The organism is Pararhizobium sp. DWP3-4, assembly GCF_049898205.1.
Lineage (GTDB): Bacteria > Pseudomonadota > Alphaproteobacteria > Rhizobiales > Rhizobiaceae > Pararhizobium.
On sequence record NZ_JAFCXF010000015.1, the window covers coordinates 33357 to 51998 of the forward strand.

16 protein-coding genes are annotated in these 18642 nt (G+C 58.2%); 5 read left to right on the forward strand and 11 right to left on the reverse strand.

Going from position 1 to position 18642, the window contains the following annotated elements:
- Positions 1-56: 56 nt before the first annotated feature.
- Positions 57-890, reverse strand: a complete 834-nt coding sequence (locus tag ACP7E6_RS26095; protein ID WP_426232634.1) for a helix-turn-helix domain-containing protein — start codon at positions 888-890, stop codon at positions 57-59.
- Between the two features lie 284 nt (positions 891-1174).
- On the opposite strand from ACP7E6_RS26095, the gene ACP7E6_RS26100 reads away from it, so the two are divergent.
- A complete protein-coding gene (locus ACP7E6_RS26100) occupies positions 1175-2080 on the forward strand; it encodes a helix-turn-helix transcriptional regulator (protein WP_426232600.1) in 906 nt (301 codons plus the stop codon).
- Between the two features lie 99 nt (positions 2081-2179).
- On the opposite strand, the gene ACP7E6_RS26105 is transcribed toward ACP7E6_RS26100, so the two are convergent.
- The 7 genes from ACP7E6_RS26105 to ACP7E6_RS26135 all read right to left on the reverse strand — a co-directional run bounded on the left by ACP7E6_RS26105 (position 2180) and on the right by ACP7E6_RS26135 (position 9412).
- Positions 2180-3016 (reverse strand): alpha/beta fold hydrolase, encoded by an 837-nt coding sequence (locus ACP7E6_RS26105; RefSeq protein ID WP_426232636.1) that lies wholly within the window; start codon positions 3014-3016, stop codon positions 2180-2182.
- Positions 3017-3301: 285 nt separating this feature from the next.
- Positions 3302-4903 (reverse strand): MFS transporter, encoded by a 1602-nt coding sequence (locus ACP7E6_RS26110; protein WP_426232601.1) that lies wholly within the window; start codon positions 4901-4903, stop codon positions 3302-3304.
- A complete protein-coding gene (locus tag ACP7E6_RS26115) occupies positions 4900-5334 on the reverse strand; it encodes a DoxX family protein (protein WP_426232602.1) in 435 nt (144 codons plus the stop codon). Before ACP7E6_RS26115 ends, ACP7E6_RS26110 begins: the two co-directional genes overlap by 4 nt.
- 7 nt (positions 5335-5341) lie before the next feature.
- The gene (locus tag ACP7E6_RS26120) at positions 5342-7324 is read right to left on the reverse strand and encodes an amidohydrolase (protein ID WP_426232603.1); all 1983 of its coding nucleotides are present in this window, start codon (positions 7322-7324) and stop codon (positions 5342-5344) included.
- Positions 7324-7614, reverse strand: coding sequence for a XapX domain-containing protein (locus ACP7E6_RS26125; protein ID WP_426232604.1), 291 nt, complete (start codon positions 7612-7614; stop codon positions 7324-7326). The genes ACP7E6_RS26120 and ACP7E6_RS26125 overlap by 1 nt, the downstream gene beginning before the upstream one ends.
- 70 nt (positions 7615-7684) lie before the next feature.
- Complete coding sequence (locus ACP7E6_RS26130) at positions 7685-8374, reverse strand: hydrolase (protein WP_426232605.1); 690 nt, start codon at positions 8372-8374, stop codon at positions 7685-7687.
- A 105-nt stretch (positions 8375-8479) separates the two neighbouring features.
- Positions 8480-9412 (reverse strand): VOC family protein, encoded by a 933-nt coding sequence (locus ACP7E6_RS26135; RefSeq protein ID WP_426232606.1) that lies wholly within the window; start codon positions 9410-9412, stop codon positions 8480-8482.
- 119 nt (positions 9413-9531) lie between these two features.
- On the opposite strand from ACP7E6_RS26135, the gene ACP7E6_RS26140 reads away from it, so the two are divergent.
- Complete coding sequence (locus tag ACP7E6_RS26140) at positions 9532-10431, forward strand: LysR family transcriptional regulator (protein ID WP_426232607.1); 900 nt, start codon at positions 9532-9534, stop codon at positions 10429-10431.
- 189 nt (positions 10432-10620) lie between these two features.
- Here the strand turns inward: ACP7E6_RS26140 and ACP7E6_RS26145 are convergent, their stop codons facing one another.
- Positions 10621-11226, reverse strand: coding sequence for a J domain-containing protein (locus ACP7E6_RS26145; RefSeq protein WP_426232608.1), 606 nt, complete (start codon positions 11224-11226; stop codon positions 10621-10623).
- 310 nt (positions 11227-11536) lie between these two features.
- On the opposite strand from ACP7E6_RS26145, the gene ACP7E6_RS26150 reads away from it, so the two are divergent.
- A complete protein-coding gene (locus tag ACP7E6_RS26150) occupies positions 11537-13615 on the forward strand; it encodes a carboxy terminal-processing peptidase (RefSeq protein ID WP_426232609.1) in 2079 nt (692 codons plus the stop codon).
- Between the two features lie 374 nt (positions 13616-13989).
- Here ACP7E6_RS26150 and ACP7E6_RS26155 read toward each other — a convergent pair whose 3' ends face one another.
- Positions 13990-14391 carry a hypothetical protein gene (locus tag ACP7E6_RS26155; RefSeq protein ID WP_426232610.1) on the reverse strand — a complete coding sequence of 134 codons (402 nt, stop codon included), beginning with the start codon at positions 14389-14391 and terminating at the stop codon, positions 13990-13992.
- A gap of 306 nt (positions 14392-14697) precedes the next feature.
- Between ACP7E6_RS26155 and ACP7E6_RS26160 the strand changes: the two genes are divergently transcribed.
- Positions 14698-15837, forward strand: coding sequence for an MATE family efflux transporter (locus ACP7E6_RS26160; protein ID WP_426232611.1), 1140 nt, complete (start codon positions 14698-14700; stop codon positions 15835-15837).
- Positions 15838-15971: 134 nt separating this feature from the next.
- Here ACP7E6_RS26160 and ACP7E6_RS26165 read toward each other — a convergent pair whose 3' ends face one another.
- Entirely contained in the window at positions 15972-16937 is a 966-nt protein-coding gene (locus ACP7E6_RS26165) for a transglutaminase-like cysteine peptidase (RefSeq protein WP_426232612.1), read from the reverse strand.
- A gap of 355 nt (positions 16938-17292) precedes the next feature.
- Here ACP7E6_RS26165 and ACP7E6_RS26170 point away from each other — a divergent pair, with 355 nt between their 5' ends.
- Positions 17293-18468, forward strand: coding sequence for an ABC transporter substrate-binding protein (locus ACP7E6_RS26170; protein WP_426232613.1), 1176 nt, complete (start codon positions 17293-17295; stop codon positions 18466-18468).
- The last annotated feature ends 174 nt before the right edge of the window (positions 18469-18642 follow it).

Consider the following 18642-nt stretch of genomic DNA (forward strand, 5'->3'; position numbering starts at 1 on the left):
CGCTCAGGCACTCCATCTTGGGATGGTGATTGGTCACGAAGCTGAGCGGACATCGGTTACGAGCTTCGGCGCCAAGCACCCGGAGTTGCGCCAACGACAGTCGAGAACACCCTGGTAAAATGGCTCTGATCTGCAAAACCGCAAGTGATGGCCACTTCGGCAAGCGAAGCGTTGGACGTTCGCAGCATCCCACGGGCGCGGTCTATCCGTTCGCTGAGAAGCCACTGATACGGTGTCATCCCGGTCGTTTCCCGAAAGGCGCGAATGAAGTAACCACGCGACAAGTTGCAAGCCTCAGCGACTTCCGCGATCGAGATGTCGCCCTCGATCTTTTCAAGAAGAATGCTCTTCGCCAGGTCCTCATGCGCACGCGAAAGCGTTCTTACCCGGATGGGGGTGGCGTTTCGTCGTCCGCCATAACGCTGAACCAGATACGTCCCGATCGCCGTCGTCATCTGGTCGACGAACAGCGCGCTTGCTTCCTCTGGCCTTTCAAGAGCCGGGATCAGCGCACGCGCAAGATTCGCAAGTACGATATCCTTGGATGCGGTTGCAGCGGATATTGACGTCACCCCGGTCAGTTCGGCCTCATCGGCGAATTTAATGAGCGATGCTTGCGAAATTTCGAACAAAAGGAAATCGAAAGGCGTGCTCAGATCTGCTTTGTAGGCTTCGGCGAGATCGCGGATGTAAATCGAGTTCTCCGGGAAAACGTGGGTCGTCGCATGATGGTTGTGGAATATGCGGCGCGTATGGCCTGCAACGGCCGAGACCCCGAGCACAAAACCTCGATTGCTTGCCGGCGTCTTCACCTGATCGAGCCGGGTGCCGGATGTTGCCTTGCGAAAGACAGCGATGTCGGAGGTCGTCAGCGATTGATTGACAGCCAATTGCGTCAAAGAGCAACCGAACCCATCGGTCACTTGCCGAGCAGAATATCCAATATTACCGGTGGGGACTGGGGCCAAGACACATTACCTCCCTCTCGAAAACGCTGGATGCTGAATCAGTCGACTGTGGTTGCTCAAGGATTCCTCAATGCTAACAATCAGTCGAATTCCTCGCTCAGGATGCTTTTCTACAAGATAACCGCTTGAATGAAGGATAGATAGGTTCAAATGGCGGAGCCTGAGTTGCAGATACAGAATTCGCTGTTCAGATGATCGAGGCAAATGTGAGTGAAGTGTTGGGGGCGAGTGATAGGATTGCGGCAGGGTTTGGTGTCGAAGCGATAAAAGCACTGGCGATCAGGCCTCTTCGCGACGCGCAACTCTCCGTCATCTATCTGGATCGTTCTTACGAAGAGGGCGACGACCCGGTCATTCTTCCGCCGGACGATGCGTTTCTGGTGATGCTCTATCTCGCTGATGTCGATCATTGCGACATCTGGCCGGACCGGCCCCCAGCACCTCTGAAAAGATATCCCAAAGGCTCGATCTGCCTGATCAATTTAAGAGACGGTTCCGCAATTTCAGTGCGGGGACGTTTCGAAGCGCTCGCCTTCCATATCCCAAGTGCGCATCTCTCCGAGCTTGCTGAGGAAGCGGGCGAGCCGCAGATCGATGATCTTGAGATTTGCCGCGGAATTGACGATCAGGTCATCCGCAACCTTGGCGCCGCTTTGATGCCGATGTTCGACATGCCGGACGAGGTGAGGGACATGCTGCTTCCGCATATTGGGCTGGCATTCAATGCACATCTTGCGCATCGCTACGGACGGTCTCCGGCCCAAAGTCTTTCGGCCAGCGGCCGGCTGACGTCCATGCAGGAAAAACGTATCAAGACGTACATAACTGCGAACCTCTCACGGCCTATGACGATCGATCAGATTGCCGATGCAAGCGGGTTTGGGGCGGACGACCTCTGTTCAGGCTTCATGGCAACAACCGGACAGACGGTGCTCGAATGGATTTCGGGATGCCGGGTGAGCATGGCCATGTCCTTTTTGAGCAAGACCGGTGAAACCATCGCCAAAGTGGCTGAAACATGCGGTTTTCCCGAGGAGGATGCCTTTGCCGAAGTCTTCGAGAAAGCGGCAGGCGTACCACCGCACGAGTGGCGCTCACGCAACCGGCACTAATGCTGGGGATAAGGATGTCTCCCGAAACGGCGCTGCGGTTCCGGGAGATTCAGGAGACGCCGACGGCAAATTGCCATCGGCGTCATTGCGTTTGTGACGTCACGCCTTGATGAAAGCAAGGAGGTCGGCGTTCAGCACATCGGCATTGACGGTCAGCATGCCATGCGAAAAGCCGGGATAAGTTTTTATCGTGCCATTCTTCAACAGCTTGATGGACTTGTGCGCGGCATCTGCGATCGGCACGATCTGGTCGTCTTCACCATGCAGAACCAGTGTCGGCACAGTGATGGCCTTGAGGTCCTCGGTCTGGTCGGTTTCCGAAAACGCCTTGATGCCATCATAGTGTGCGTTTGCGGCACCCATCATGCCCTGCCGCCACCAATTCTGAATGACCCCTTCGTGCACGACGGCACCTTCGCGGTTGAAGCCGTAGAAGGGACCAGCAGGCACGTCGCGGAAGAACTGCGCCCGGTTGGCGGCCAGTGCGGAACGGAAGCCGTCGAAGACTTCCATCGGCAGACCTTCAGGATTAGCAGCCGTCTTCAGCATCAGGGGCGGCACTGCAGAAACGAGGACAGCCTTGGCGACGCGGCCAGCGGGTTCGCCGTGCTTGGCAACGTAGCGGGCAACTTCACCGCCACCCGTCGAGTGCCCGATATGGACCGCGTTTTTCAGGTCGAGTGCTTCAACGACGGCGAAGGCGTCGGCGGCGTAGTGGTCCATGTCGTGACCGCCGGAAACCTGAGCGGAGCGGCCGTGACCGCGACGGTCATGGGCAACGACGCGATAGCCCTTCGCCAGGAAGAACAGCATCTGCGCGTCCCAGTCGTCGGACGACAAAGGCCAGCCATGATGGAAAACGATCGGCTGCGCTTCCTTCGGACCCCAGTCCTTATAAAAGATCTCCACGCCGTCTGTGGTTGTAACGAAGCCCATGGTATTTTCTCCTGTGTTTGCTTGTGTTGCGGTAGCAGCGAAGGTGGACCGCATCGGCAGCGCGACAGCGGCGGCAAGGACAGCGCCGGCGCGAAGTGCGTCACGGCGGGTGAGTGGAAAAAGACTTTCAGTCATGGCGGCTCCTGCGAGGTTGGTTGCAGTCTTTTTGGTCTTGTTCCCGTTCATGGAGGAAGAATGAACCGGGCGATAAACGTCCACAATTGCAATAAATATGTCGATTTAATTGCATAAATCGCAATTGCTGATTTTGGGTAATAGGTCGCTTCAGGTTGCTCTTCCAGGCTTGTTGATCGACAGCAGATGTCGAACGACCGGTTTTTCCGGGCCACTGTGAAAAGCCAGAACCTTGCTCTGCAGGTCGGCATCCGCATTCGAGACGCGCTTGTGCTGTCTTAAATGTTCCGCCCAGGATTCGACCATGAACCACTCGGTGATCTTTTCAGGGTCGGCCGAGTCCTCCGTCACACCCCAGCCATAGGCTCCGTCGCGCCGGCGTTCCGAGGACATGTCGTTGAGAGCATGCAGGAACTTGGCGCGGTTATGCTTCTCTACGTGGTAGTCGATCAGGATGAGCACGGGGCCGCGGTCGTGTGCGACCGGCTCGGCAACGAGAGGCTCCGGCCAATGGTTGGAGGACACCAGGTCGGCTTCGCCGGAAGGAAGCTTGATCCGGTGCATGATGAAGCCTGCGACAAGCAGACCCGCGGCTCCGATCAGAAGCGTGGCCGGTACGCCGACCGCCTCCCCCACGGCACCCCATCCAAGGCTGCCTGCCGTCATCGCGCCGTTGAAGACGGTAAGATAGACGGCAAGCCCACGGCCGCGCACCCAATTCGGCAGGACGGCCTGCGCTGCACCGTTCAGAGTGGTGAGGGCCGTGATCCACGCAGCACCCAGAAAAAGAAGAACGACGATTGCCAACCATTGCGGCGGAGCGAGTGAAAGTGCTGCCATGACCAGAGCCGTTACGACAGCGGCACCGAGAAGAAGACCGTCGGAATCGAAGCGCTGGCGCAGATGCGGCATTACCAGCGCGCCGCCTATAGCGCCTGCACCGACCGAGCCGAGAAGGAGGCCGTAGAAGCCGGCATCGCCGCCCAGCAGTTGACGGGCGACCAGCGGGAGAAGCGCCCAGACGGCACTGGCAAAAGCAAAGAAGATCGCCGCCCGCAAAAGCACGACATGAAGCGGCTTGCTGGCACGGGTGTACCTGAGCCCGGCACGGAACGCACCGAAGAAGTTTTCGGACAGCGCGTCATCGGCATTTTTGGCGCGCGGCCACCAGACGAGGGCCGCGATGACGAGAACGTAGCTTGCAACGTCTGCACCATAGGTCACGGCGGCTCCGAATGCGGCCAGTAGCAGCCCCCCAGCCGCCGGACCGATCGAGCGCGCGATATTGATCCCGAGCGAGTTGAGCGCAACTGCCCCCTTCACGTCCTCGCGCGGTACCAGTTCCGGCACGATCGCCTGCCAGGTCGGCCCCATTAGGGCCGCTCCGATGCCGCCCAGAAACGTCAACCCGATCAGTGCGCTGACCGACAGCATGCCCATATGGGACAGTGTCATCAGCGATATGCTGACGCTGGCGAGCAGGAGCTGGATGGCGATCAGAAACTTGCGCCTGTCGAGGATGTCCGAGAGCACGCCGGCGGGGATTGCCAGCAGGAAGATTGGCAGCGTGCCAGCCGCCTGAACCATCGCGACGGCTGCGGGGGCTGCCGAAAGATCGGTCATCAACCAGGAACTGGCTACGTCGCGCATGAAGCTGCCGGTGTTGCCGAGAACCGTCGCGGCCCAGAGGACAGCGAAGACAGGCTGGCGGAGCGGGGCGAAACTGCCGCCTGAAGATTTCGCGGCGGTCATTTGCCCGCTCCCTCTGCAAGGTCGATTATGGCGACAATGACGAACGCACCGGCAAGGCCAAGATGTTCAAAGAAAGCGTTGGTCGCCATCATGCGCTCCATGCCGGCGGGCATCTCCCAGAACCGCAGCGCAACGAAGGTCGCAAGAAGCGTGAAAACGGCGAGGCCGAGCGCGCCAAGCCAGCGCAGGACGCCGGACAGGATCATTGCCGAAGCCGTCAGTTCGAACGCAATAACGACGATGGCGAAAAGAGTTGCCGGGTGGAGGCCGAAATGCTCCATCTCGGCAATCGCACCCTGAAAATCGAACAGCTTGGTGAGCGGCCCCTGGATATAGGCCGCACAGAGAGCCAGGAGTGCCACGAAGCGGACCACAGGCGATGTGATGAGCAAGACGAGGCCACTCCGGCTTCGGGTGTTCAATATCATCATCTTCTCCTCACACTGCCCAGCAGGCGCAACCAAGTGCCCCGAAGAAGCCCTTGAGGTCGGCTATCGGCAATTTAGACGTCCAGGCTCCGGCATGGTCATGACCGTGGACGTTGCAGGAGCTGGCGCAGCCGCAGGTCGAGATCGCAGTGCGGCGCAAGGAGTTCAAACCTGCACCCTGCGGTTCGCCCCAAGCCGCATAGCCGCCGAACGTGCGCACGGGAGACCAGTCCGGCATGGCGGGCGGTACATCGTTCTCGTTAAGCGCCTGGAAGTCGCCGGCACCATAGACGATCTTGCCGCCGACCATGGTCAACTGCGAGGACAGAAAGGAGATCTCGTCTTCGGCGCAGGTGAAAAAGTCCTTGTCCGGCACGATGAGGTCGGCGAACTGACCCTTTTCGATCCGGCCCTTCTTGCCTTCCTCGTTGGAAAACCAGGTGACCTTTTCCGTCCACATGCGCAGCGCCGTCTCGCGGTCGAGGCAGTTGGCGCGCGGATAAAGCTGCATGCCGCCGACGGTTTTGCCCGTGACCATCCAGGACAAAGAGACCCAGGGATTGTACGATGCGACACGGGTGGCATCCGTTCCAGCGGAGACGTTGACGCCCTTCTCAAGCATGCGCTTGATCGGCGGCGTGGCCTCGGCTACGCCATGGCCGTAGCGCTCGACAAAATACTCGCCCTGATAGGCCATGCGGTGCTGGGTGGCGATACCGCCGCCAAGGGCAGCAATCCGGTCAATCGAGCGATCCGAAATCGTCTCGGCATGGTCAAAGAACCAGTTCAACCCTTCGAGTGGGATGTCCTTGTTGACCTTCTCGAAGACGTCGAGCGACCGGCTGATGGTTTCATCATAGGTGGCGTGCATGCGCCACGGCCAGCGGTTTTCGGCAAGCACCCGGACCACCTCTTCAAGTTCGCCTTCCATCTCCGGCGCCATTTCGGGCCGCGGCTGGCGGAAGTCTTCGAAGTCGGCGGCGGAAAAGACGAGCATTTCGCCAGCGCCGTTGTGGCGGAAATAGTCATTGCCCTGCTTGTATTTGACCGATTGCGTCCAGTTGAGAAAGTCCTGCTTTTCTTCCTTCGGCTTCTGCGTGAACAGGTTATAGGCGAGGCGCACCGTGAGCTGGGCTTCGTCCGACAGTTTCTGAATGACGGCATAGTCATCCGGATAATTTTGGAAACCACCCCCCGCGTCGATAACCCCGGTAATTCCCAGCCGGTTCAGTTCCCGCATGAAATGGCGGGTGGAATTGACCTGGTATTCGAACGGAAGCTTCGGCCCCTTGGAGAGCGTTGAATAAAGAATGCCGGCGTTCGGCTTGGCGAGCAGCAGCCCGGTCGGATTGCCGTTGGCGTCGCGGGTGATCTCGCCGCCTGGCGGGTTCGGTGTATCCCTGGTGTAGCCGACAGCGCGAAGCGCAGCACCGTTGAGCAGTGCGCGATCATACAGGTGCAACAGGAAGACAGGCGTGTCGGGCGCGATGGCATTGATCTCGTCGATCGTCGGGAGACGTTTTTCGGCGAACTGGTGTTCGGTGAAACCGCCGACGACACGCACCCATTGTGGCGCGGGCGTAATGGCGACTTGCCGCCTCAGCATGTCCATCGCGTCGGCAAGCGAGCGCACGCCGTCCCAGCGGAGTTCCATGTTGAAATTGAGACCACCGCGCACGACATGGGTGTGGTTGTCGATCAGGCCCGGCAGCATGCGTTTGCCTTTGAGGTCAACGACCTTCGTGTCCGGCCCGGCAAGCGCCATGACGTCGCTGTCTGTCCCCACCTCGATGAACAGCCCGTCCTTGACGGCGACGGCGGTGGCGTTCGGATTTGCGCGGTCAAGCGTCGTGATCAATCCATTGTGGAAAACGATATCGGCGTGCATGGAAGGGGCTCCGGTCTTGGTGGGATCGGCGGCATTGGCCGTTGAAAACAGGTTTGAAAAGGCGAGACTCGATGCTGCTCCCAGGAATGTGCGGCGCGTGGTCATCAGCTTTCCCCCGATGCCGGATCGTCGCCAGGGGAGGCCGTCTTCGCTATGTTCGAACCACCCTTCGGGAGGTGACCGAACATGTGCGGCTTGACCTGGTGAAGCCAGGAAATGGCGGCAGGCTCGCGGGCCCAGATGCTTTTGGCCAAGGGCACGAGCTGCTCTCCGACGAGAATGCCAAGCAAGCCGATGAGAGCGACGACAGGCGGGGCAGGCGAGCGGACATTGAGCAGGCTGTAAATCACGCCCACCAGCAGACCGGCGCCGAGTGACAGGAGATAGATTTTCATCAGGTATGACCTTCGCTTGGAGGAAGCAATTCTCTCCGGCAGGTGGCGTCCTGCCGGAGCGAAGACGGCTTTACTTCGCGGGGTTCGGACCGATCCGCTTGCCATGGCTGACGCGCTCGGCGCCACCGTGAACATGCGTGACGGCATAGTCGATGCCCATGCCGTAGGCACCGGAATGCTCCTTTACCAGGGACGTAACCGCGTCATAAGTTTCCTTGCGGGCCCAGTCGCGCTGCCATTCGAGCAGGACTTGCTGCCAGGTGACGGGGACCACGCCAGCCTGTACCATGCGGTCCATTGCATACTTGTGCGCATCAACCGAGGTGCCGCCGGACGCATCGGCCACCATGTAGATTTCGTAATCGGTGTCATTCATGCAGGACAGCGCAAAGGTCGTGTTGCAAACCTCGGTCCACAGGCCAGCGACGACGATCTTCTTGCGGCCGTCGGCAGCATGCTTGGCTAGCGCGTCGCGTACGTTCTGGTCATCCCAGGAGTTCATCGAGGTTCGCTCGAGGATGTCGTTCTCGGGAACCACGGCGAGTAGCTCTGGAAAGGTGTTGCCCGAAAAACTGTCGGTCTCGACGGTGGTGATCGTTGTCGGAATGTTGAAGATCTTGGCCGCCTTGGCGAGACCGACGACGTTATTCTTCAAGACCTGCCGGTCGATCGACTGGACACCAAAGGCCATCTGCGGCTGCTGGTCGATGAAGATGATCTGGCTGTTCTGGGGGGTGAGGACCTGGAGTTTATTGGACATCTGGTGTTTCCCTTTCATTGGATTGAGTAAAGGCATGGGGCAGGGGCGACGTTTCGTCTTGAAGGTTCGGACGCTGAATTGTCGGAAAGCGATCTGGCTGGAATTTTAGGTTGCCAGCGGCGTCAGCCCGGCTTCGATCTGATCACGGTAAGGTTCGTACCGAGCTGGCAGCTTCAAAACCTCGCCAAGGTGTGCGGTGTCTTCGTCGCGGTCGAAACCAGGCTCGTTGGTGGCGATCTCGAACAGCACGCCGCCGGGGGTGCGGAAATAGATTGCCCAGAAGTAGTCACGGTCGATGACCGGCGTAACCTGATATCCAGTATCCATCAAAACCTTGCGAACTTCGAGTTGCTTTTCGCGGTTTTCGATTGCAAAGGCGATGTGGTGAACCGAGCCGGCGCCCTGTCTCGCGAAGGGCGTCTGGGGCAGAGCCTCAAGGTCAATCGTGTCGGCGCCGTTGCCGCCGGGCATGACGAAGCGGGTAACGTTGCCTTCGGTCTCGGCTCGCTGGTAACCCATGAACCCGAGCAGTTCGGCGGTGGCCCCGGTCTCATGCAGGCGGAACTTGGCGCCTGAAAAACCGCGGATGGCGACGCTGTCGGCGATGCCGGCTCCAGTCCAAGCTTTGCGCGCATCATCCCCCGCTTCGATCAGGGCAAACCCTTCACCGTCCGGTCCATTGAACCGCAGGCTGTTGGTGCCGAAAATCACATCGGCCTGAACGTTGTTTGCACCTTTTGATGCCAGGCGATCCTGCCAGAAGGGGAGGGCGCCTTTCGGCACTGCGAACTGTGTCTCGCTGACTTCGCCAACGCCTGGCCTGCCGCGCATCACATAGGGGAATGGGAAGTAGGTCATGACGGTGCCCGGGCTGCCAGCCTCATCGCCGTAGTAGAGGTGGTAAACGTTTGGATCGTCGAAGTTCACGGTCTTCTTCACGCGGCGCAGGCCAAGGGTATCCGTGAAAAACCCGTTGTTCTGACGGGCATCGGAAGCCATCGACGTGATATGATGCAGTCCTTTGATATCCTTGATCATGATGTCCATCCTTGGATCCGGTGTTGTTCGTTTGGTGTGATTGAGAACATATGCCGGTTGATCCGATGATTAAATTGCAATAATAATTGTCAGTGAATTGCGCGGTATGAAATAATAGAATGAACGACTACAAGGCCCTCCGAACTTTTCTGTTAGCTGCCGAGAAGCGGAACTTCGCCCAGGTGGCCCGTGAACTGGACATGACTCCGGCAGCCGTCACGCGGGCAATCGCGGCTCTGGAGGACGATCTCGGTGTCCAGCTCTTCGTTCGAACGACGCGCCAAGTATCTTTGACGACGGATGGAGCGATCTACGCCGCCCAGGTTCAGCCAGCGATGGAGGTGTTGGAGAATGCGCGCAAGGAGGTAATGAACGCGCACAAGGCGGATCACGGACGGCTGCGGATCAGTGCGCCGACCTGGTTCGGTCAGCAAGTCCTGCCACCCATCCTGGCCGGCTTTAGGGAGCGGTTTCCGAAGATCAGCTTCGAAATCTCGCTCGCGGACGGACTGGTGAACATCATTGACGACGACTACGATCTGGCGATCCGTATCTCTTCCGCACCATCGGACAAGTTTACGATCTGGCGAAAGATCAGCGTCGTGCGCCGTATTCTCGTCGCCGCACCGGGCAGCCGGTTTGCCGAAATGCAGCATCCGAACGAACTGAACCCCGATGATTGCCTTGCCTATAGTGGCGAAAGCAAGCGGGAGACTTGGACGCTATCAGATGGAAGTGGGAGTGCGACGATCTCGGCAGGCCGGGCGTTTAGTGCCAACAGCGGCGGCGTTCTGGCCGATATGGCTGCTGAAGGGGCAGGGGTGGCGATGCTGCCGAAATTCCACATTGCCGAACATCTGCGCACGGGAAGGTTGGTTCATGTGCTTCACAACTGGTCCCCGCCCGACCTATGGCTTACCCTCTATTACCCGCCATATCAGGCGCTACCACCGCGCATCGCATCGTTTTCGAAGTTCTTTGAACAACAGGTTCCCGCGTTCATGACGGCGATTGAATAGCCTATTGCGAGAGCGAACGGAAAAGGCGGGTCTGCAACAAGCCGCCGCCATTAAACCATCCACGCGTCCAACTTCCCGTCCAATAGACCATCCCCTTCAAGGCCACCACGTTTGGATTTTCTTGAACCCAGAGGTGGGCAGACAATCGACACTGGATCGTTTGGGCCTATACGGCATCATCTGTGGAGCTCAGCAAAATCCGTTCAGTTTAAGGATCTTGTGCGCCTCAATCGATGCGCGAAGCTCGTCTTCGGAATTGCGGTTTCCCTGGTTGGCGTCGGGATGGTGCATTTTGAGCCTTTCTTTATAGCGGCTCCTGATTTCCTCCGGCGTCGCGTCCGGCGACAGGCCGAGTGTTTCGAAAGCCTTGGCTTCGAGCACCTTGAGTTTCCGTCTCTGGAGACTGCTGCTTTTTGCCTGGTGCTGTGTGGCGGTTCTGCGCGCATTCAATGTCTTTGCAGAACCGGAGCGTACAGTTGACGGGATCGGGATTTCGGTCGCTTGGGTGACCCGGGTTCCGAAGGTCGCACGACTGCCGGTCGTCGCTTCCTTTTGGTAGCGGGCGACCTCTGGGCTCGATGGAGCCGTAGTGAAGCTGTATCCCTTGTTGTATTCTTTCACATGCTCAAGACAGAACAAAAGGTACAGGCCTTCCGCACCCGGACCGACAGGGGCGCGATGCGTGCCACTCTTCTCGCAACCGTCCCACTGGCACTTCGGACCTGCGGGTTCGCTGGCGGGGGCTTTTTTACGGGCAGATTTAAGCCCGACGAATATTTTCGAATCAACCGTCATGTCGCCTATATGGACGCAGCGCGTCACCACGGCAAGAATTTGCGGACGAGCGGTGAGCGCTTTCGGTGAGGTGTCACTGGGCGCCTAGGCGATCTTGTTAAACAGGCATCCTCCAAATCAGCCTAATTGCCTGCCGTGAGGCGCTTTACGTCACGCAATCGTGAATTGATCCAAATAACGGGACTGGTCACAGCAGCTAACGAAAGAGCTGATCCTTCGAGACATGCGCACTCCTTTGGTTGCCAAAAAACCATAATTGTTCCACCAACGTACTCGTCAACGAACGACTTTAGAATTGGATCACAGCTGAATGCGTATACACTACTGCTTGCTTGGTATGTTCCTGGCAATCGCGCCGTCCGCATATGCTCTGGAAGCATCGCCGCCCGTTCTGGCACCACTACCGCAGCAGGCGCAAGCCGCGCGTTTGAGCGCGCAATTCATGACGCGCTTCGGTTACAGGCCTGTTCCGCTTGATGACGCTTTGTCAGCGAAGATCATGACCCGCTTCATCAAGTCGCTGGATCCGGACCGTATGCTGTTCCTAAAGGCAGACATCGATAGGTTCATGGTTGACAGCGCAAAGATTGACGATGCCATCAAACGGGAAGACCTGAGGATCCCGTTTTCCATTTTCAACGTGTATGAGCAGCGCGTTATCGACCGTATGGACTATGCGCGTAGCGTGCTCAGACAGAACTTCGATTTCAATGTGCAGGAATCGTATTCCTCGTTGCGCGACAACGCCCCTTGGGCCCAATCTGAAGCCGAAAGCGATGATCTCTGGCGCAAACGCGTCAAAGGCGACTGGCTGCGGCTGAAGCTGGCGGGCAAAGCGGACGCGGTTATTCGCGATACGCTCGACAAACGCTATCAAAATTCCCTCGATCGCGCTTTCAAGTACAAAAGCGACGACGTTTTTCAGTCTTTCATGGGTGCCTATACGACGTCGGTTGATCCGCATACGGACTATTTCGGCGCGAGGGCTGCAACAGAGTTCGATATTTCCATGAAGCTTTCGCTGGTCGGCATCGGCGCGGTCTTGCAGGAACGCGATGACTACACGACGATCCGCGAGCTCGTGCCAGGTGGCCCGGCGCAGTTGTCCGGCAAGCTGACCGTCGGAGACCGCATTACCGGTGTCGGTCAAGGCAAGGACGGCCCCGTAAAGGAAGTGGTGGGCATGCGGCTTGATGAGATCGTGCAAATGATACGAGGCGAAAAAGACTCCGTCGTCCGGTTGGACATCTTGCCAGCGGACGCCGGGCCAGATGGCAGCCATCGCCTCATCAGTCTGACACGTGACAAGATAAGCCTCGAAAAGCAGGCCGCCAGGAAGACCATACTGTCCATAAAGGAGGGCGCGGCAACGCGCAAAATCGGAATCGTCACCTTGCCGGCGTTCTATGAAGATTTCGAAGCGCGGCGAAAAGGCGACCCGGACTACAGAAGTGCAAGCCGCGACGTCGCCAAGCTTCTTCGCGAACTGAAGCAGGACGATGTCGAAGGTGTCGTGATAGATCTGCGCGACAATGGCGGTGGATCGTTGACCGAGGCGATAGAATTGACGGGGCTGTTTGTCGCCAAAGGTCCGGTGGTTCAGCAACGCGGTGCCAACGGCAGGGTAGAGATCGAAAGAAATGATCGTGCAGCGCCAGCCTGGACAGGACCCGTCGGCGTTTTGATCAATCGCGGTTCGGCATCGGCTTCCGAGATTTTTGCCGCAGCGATACAGGACTACGGCCGTGGTGTGATCGTCGGCGAACCCAGTTTTGGCAAAGGCACAGTGCAAACCGTGGTCAATCTTGATAAGGCGGCAAACAACAGCCAACCGAAATTCGGCCAATTGAAATTGACGATTGCCCAGTTTTTCCGCGTTAACGGTGGGACGACACAGCTGCGCGGCGTCACGCCTGACATCAACCTGCCAGGCCTTTCAGATATCAAGAGCTTTGGTGAAGCGAGCTACGACAACGCTCTGCCATGGAAACAGATCAAGCCAGCAAAATATGCGCCCGCTGGTGATATGACGGCTTTGCTGCCGAAGCTGCAAACGCGCCATGATGCCCGGGTAAGCAACGATCGGGATTTCCAACGCTTTGTTGAAGACGTTGCCGAACTGAAAGCGCAGCGCGAAAAAGGCGTTGTCTCCCTCAATCTAACCCAGCGTCGAAACGAACTGGCTGCCCAAACAGTCCGTCTCAAGGAGCGTGCAAAAATAAGTGACGGTGTGGGCCTCGGTGAAGACGATGGCCTGCAGTCGGACGAACGCAGCCTGAGCGCTGATATTGCAATCGAAAACGCCCGCAAGAATGCAAAGGACATCTTGCTGACCGAGGCCGCCGCCATTCTTGCGGATGAAGCCGATCTGCTGGAAGGCGTGCAATAGGCAGCGATACAACAATGCGGACGGCATGCGGGACACTGACCAATGCGACCGGCGCAAGGGAATGCGCTGGTGGGACAGGTCCGTGTTCTTCAAGGCAGAGGTTCTCGGAGGCTGTGGAGCGACCTGCGATCCCCGTGGCAGCAGGTCTCTCTCATCAAGGCGATAACTACAGGTTTATTGCACCCTTGGCGGTCCACGCGATAATTTCAACGAATACCCGCGCCGCAACCGCCGTATTCAGCGACAACGAGCCTTTTATGGTCGATGAGATCTGATATGGCCCGCACAATTCACCGGTCAAGCTGCGGCACAAAGTTTCCTTGAACTGAGATGCCTACCGGTTCATAATCCGGTCGCACGCTGCCCTCTCGGCCTTACTCCGCGGCGGCCAGGAATAATTTGCTCTGCGACGACGCTGCCAAGGCTTGAACCCTGGCATCCGCTTTGGCGATCAACTGGTAAAATTCGTCGTGCGCCTCGACATCCAACTGGATCACGGCATTCACGTCATCTGCCGTATCGCAAACGCAAGCCACTGCGGAAATAGGGCAGACCCCGCCGGGGTAACGCTTTCCGTTGCCGCTATAGGCGCGGCGCCCCAGGCGCTCGGAATAGACCGTTTCCTCGCGTTCGAGATGCAGAATAGTGCCCTTGCAGTCGGTCACGATGGCCGCCTTGCCGTAGGCGAACCAGTGATAGTTCAGCCTCCGCAGAATATACTTTCCAGTAATATCCTCGCCGGAGAGTTCAGCCGGGTCTTGTATCATTCTAATCATGATCGCTTCCTTAGGTGGGAGCAATATCTGTCATGTGCGGGCGCGCGGCAAGTCAAAAATGGCTGATTTCGGAAGCACTTAGTCACAAAGTGTTTCCGTTTCTTACATTGTCGTCAGAGTGTATTACTGTTCGGCGATGCGCTAAGTCGCACCGTAATCGCGGCTATCTCGGTTGTTTCAGCCGTGATGTCCACTATGGGGACTGGGCCGTGAGGTGTTGGCCAACCATAGAGTTTGCGTACCGCCGCAGTCCTTCTCGCTGAGCTGAATGCTCGCGAGAGCGCATGGCTGGCTGGCGTTATCGGGGTGAAAATTTTTCAACATGTCGTCGTTTCGACGGCCGGCGGCTTTGGGGCCAAGGATGCCCGCATGGTCAGTTCAGCCGTCCGGCATGGAATGATCACGGCGCTGATATGCGGTGTTTTGGCGGCGATGATTATGCTGGCGCTGCTGCCGATTGTTCGATTGATGGACCTGCCCGAGACGCAGGCGCGGCTTTACTGGGTGCCGATGGCGCTGTTCATGTTGCCCTTTTCGGTCTTTCTGGTGCTGAAGTCCCTTCTGGACGCGACAGACAGGCCTTGGCTGGCCGTCGGGTTTGCTTTTCTCGGTGTGGCGATCAACGTGCCGCTGAACTATCTCCTGATTTATGGCCTTGGCCCGATACCGGCTCTTGGCATTCTTGGCTCGGGAATAGCCAGCGTTCTGGCCGAAACGATCGCACTTGCCGCAGCCTATCAATACTGGCGCCGTGCATTGGCAATGCGCCGTTTCCGGTTGCGGGCGTTGGTCACGGGCAAAGGCGTCTGGCAGCAGTTCCTACTGGGATTGCCTCTTGGGGTCAGCTATCTCGCCGAGACGGGGGCTGTGGCCATGGCGACCTTCATGCTCGGCTGGTTCGGCGCCGGCGCACTCGCCGCCAACCAGATCGTCAACTCGATTGGCGCAACGCTTTACATGCTGCCGCTGGGGATGGCGACTGCCGTTGCCATCCGTATCGCGCAGGCCGACGGCTCGGGGCAGCCGGAACGGCTCAGGCCTATCGGCATGGCAACTTTCGGCTTCGTGGCGCTGTGGATGCTGGCGACGATGGTTGCACTGATCTTCGCAGGCCGTTTCATTGCCGGGATGCTGAGCACGGACCCGCCCGTCGTTGCGCTGGCGTCCAGCATGTTTGTGGTCATTGCGCTGATGCAGGTGGCAGACGGGTTGCAGTCTACCGGACTTGGGGCTTTGCGTGGGCTGAACGACACCAAATGGCCGTCGGCTGTGTCCATCGTTTCATATTGGCTGCTGGCGCTACCCTTGGGCTATTGCCTCGCCTTCCACACGTCGGTAGGCCCGTTGGGCGTGTGGATTGGATTTGCCGCTGGTCTTTCCATGAGTGCCATCGTGCTGCCTGCGCGATTTTTCCGGCTGGTGCGGATCCGGGCGAACAACCCATAGGCAGCAAGCGGCAATGCACACAGCAAAGTCGCAGTCTCCGTGCCTAATCAATGCTGTCTGGCCGACCAGATGGGGGCGACTGCCTGTTTCCGAAAAGGGGCTTGCGGCAAAGCTGGACGTCTGTGGCCTGAATTTCAGGGGACGGAGCCTTCGCCAGGTGCGACCTTTTCCAATGGCAGTACATTGCCCGCCATCTGCTTGGACCGCGAAACCGGCAGTCCGTGAAAATAGCCGCGGCCATTGAGGATCGAGTAGAGCGGTACGTAGTCCGTCAACTGATCGTCGCTCAGGACCGCATTGCGCATATTGTCGAGTATGTAAAATCGGTTGCCGGCCGAAACCGAGAGAACGGCGTGATAGAAACGGCGTTTCTGATCGTAGAGAACGACGATGGACATATCATCCAGGCTGACGCCGCTGGCATGCAAAGCCGCCATCTTCAGAATGGCAAAATCCTCGCAATCTCCGGTCTGGCGCTTTAGCGTCTCGCTGGGTTTGGCCCAGTTGTCCGTCGTCTGGTAGGTATCGGCGTCGCGGCTATAGCGGATCGAGCCGTTTACCGTCGCATTGATGTCGTTCAACTTGTCGCGCAATGAAACCTGAGCCACGCGGGAAGCGGACGCTTTGATCGCAAGCGCCGCCGCGTTGCAGGTTCCTGCCGGGCAGTTCCATTCCGAACCATCCTTTATCTGACTGAAAGACGGCGCAAATTTCTTCAGGGCGCCAAGGCGTTTCAATGGAAACGCCACGGTGCCGAACATGGCTTTCGACGCGGTCTGGGTCGTGCCTCTGGTTTCTTCGGAGCGAACGGCTGCGGGATCGGCCAGCTTGGGCGGGATCGCGCCCGTTTGAATGTTACCATCCACGGTTGTTGTCAGAATGGGGGCCGGTGGGAAATACAGGGTTGTGATCTGCTGCTTTAACGCAAGGGCAGAATAGAAGATCGTTTTCGGAACCAGGGATAGCGACGGGAAATAAGTAAAATTTTGCTCAAATTGTTTAAGTTCAACTACGCCTGTTGAGTTTGCCAATGAATGACTTGGAATTGCAGCCGTGGCAAAAGCAATGGCGAGGATATAGTTATTTACTTGCTTTTTCATTTGTCCACGTTCTCCGGCGGTTGGAGAAACATTAGGACGGATCGATAAAGTTACCGTGAGGAGGCGTAGATAACCTTGGATAAAAATAAAACGTCGAATGAGAAAAGACATTGAAAGAAATTTTTAATGTTCTATCAATCAGCGTCCTTGCTCGCAGTCGGCTTTATTGGGCGGAAAAGAACATCGGCAGAACCGAAACTTAAGTGCATGGGTTGGGGAGAGAGCTTTGCTGAAAATGCGTGGATCGTGGAGCGCCGGCATCCTGCCGGGGGCCGGAAGTTTGAGCCCTTGTCTTGAGGCGCAGTCTGGAAATGTTGAGGCTATCCGGCCGGGACTGCTGGATTTCTCATTCCACTTGAGGAAATCCATCAGCGGCCGCCTTTCCAACCTCGTTCTGGCCTCGGGCTTGGTATTGGCGCTTGCCTCGTGTCAGTCCGAAGTCGACAGTCTGGGTGGCGTCAAGGGAAAGAATGACCTGAGGCCACCGCCGTCGACGTCCGTTACCGAAGCTTTCGGCGACAAGGGTGCGGAGATCACCCTCATCCTGGCAAAGGCGCCGGCCGGATACGTCATGGGCGAGGCGCGGGATGTCCGCGATGGCGCGGCACTTGCGACCGGTGAACTCGGCGAGGACATGGTGCATGCCCGAGTGGCCGATGTATCCAAGGGCGCGACAGCCGGCGTTTCGGAAGCGGCCGCCGCGAAGGCCCGTGGTTCCGTTGTTCTCGTCAGCTATGCGCCTGGCGACGTGACGTCCGCTATCGCTGCAATGCCAGCCGATGAGCGTCCGTTGCTCATCAATGTCGGGCGCCGCGTGAGCGCTTCCGGCGGCGTGTTCAATTTCGCGTCCGATGAAGTCGATAGTGCAATTGCAGGTGTGAAGGCCGCAGCCGCAAGTGGACGCCGCAAGTTTGTTTTCTTTGTACCGTCGGACTATCCGGCAGGCTATGAGGCGGGGATACTGTCAGCGGCGAGTGCCGCTGGCGGCATGGTTCTGGCATCGCCGCGTTACGTCGCCAGCAGTGCCGGTGTGTCCGAAGCGGCATTGAGCGCGCAGGCTGTGTTGAAAAGTGCCGATGCGGTCCTCGTGCTTGGTGATACCAGCGCGGTGGCAGGACTGGTCTCTGCCGTCAAAACATCCGGCGCGACGCCAAAAATGGCGTTCATCGGAACGAGCGGCTGGCCAGAGGAGGTTTTGTCGGCCCCCGGTGTAACGGGTGTCATGATTGCCTCGGTTGATCGCGAAAACCGCGCTTTGATCGCTGAGCGTTATAACAGGCGCTACGGCCGTCCGTTGTCGGCGGCTGCAGCCTACGGATATGATGCGGTCGCGCTTGCATCGGGGATCATCAGGGCGAAGGGTCCAGCGGGGCTGACGCCTGAGCTTCTGACCCGGAAAGCAGGCTTTACTGGCATAACCGGCCTGTTTCGCCTGACTGCGTCCGGTCAGGCCGAGCGCAAGCTGACGCCATACGTCATCAGCAATGGCAGGCTCGAACGAATGTCCGGACCGGCTTCCGTGAAGAACTGAGCCGGCACTAACTGGGTTGCCGCCCGTGCACCGCTTTGCGGCTGCGGGACGCCTGCATGCAAAAAACTTATCTGGCGCCGTCTGTGTGGTGCTGACCGCCCGTGGATCGCTCCGCAGGCCGCTGGTGCTGTTTGCTCGCCCAAAAGCGTTCGTTTGCCGAACCGGCAGCCTGCC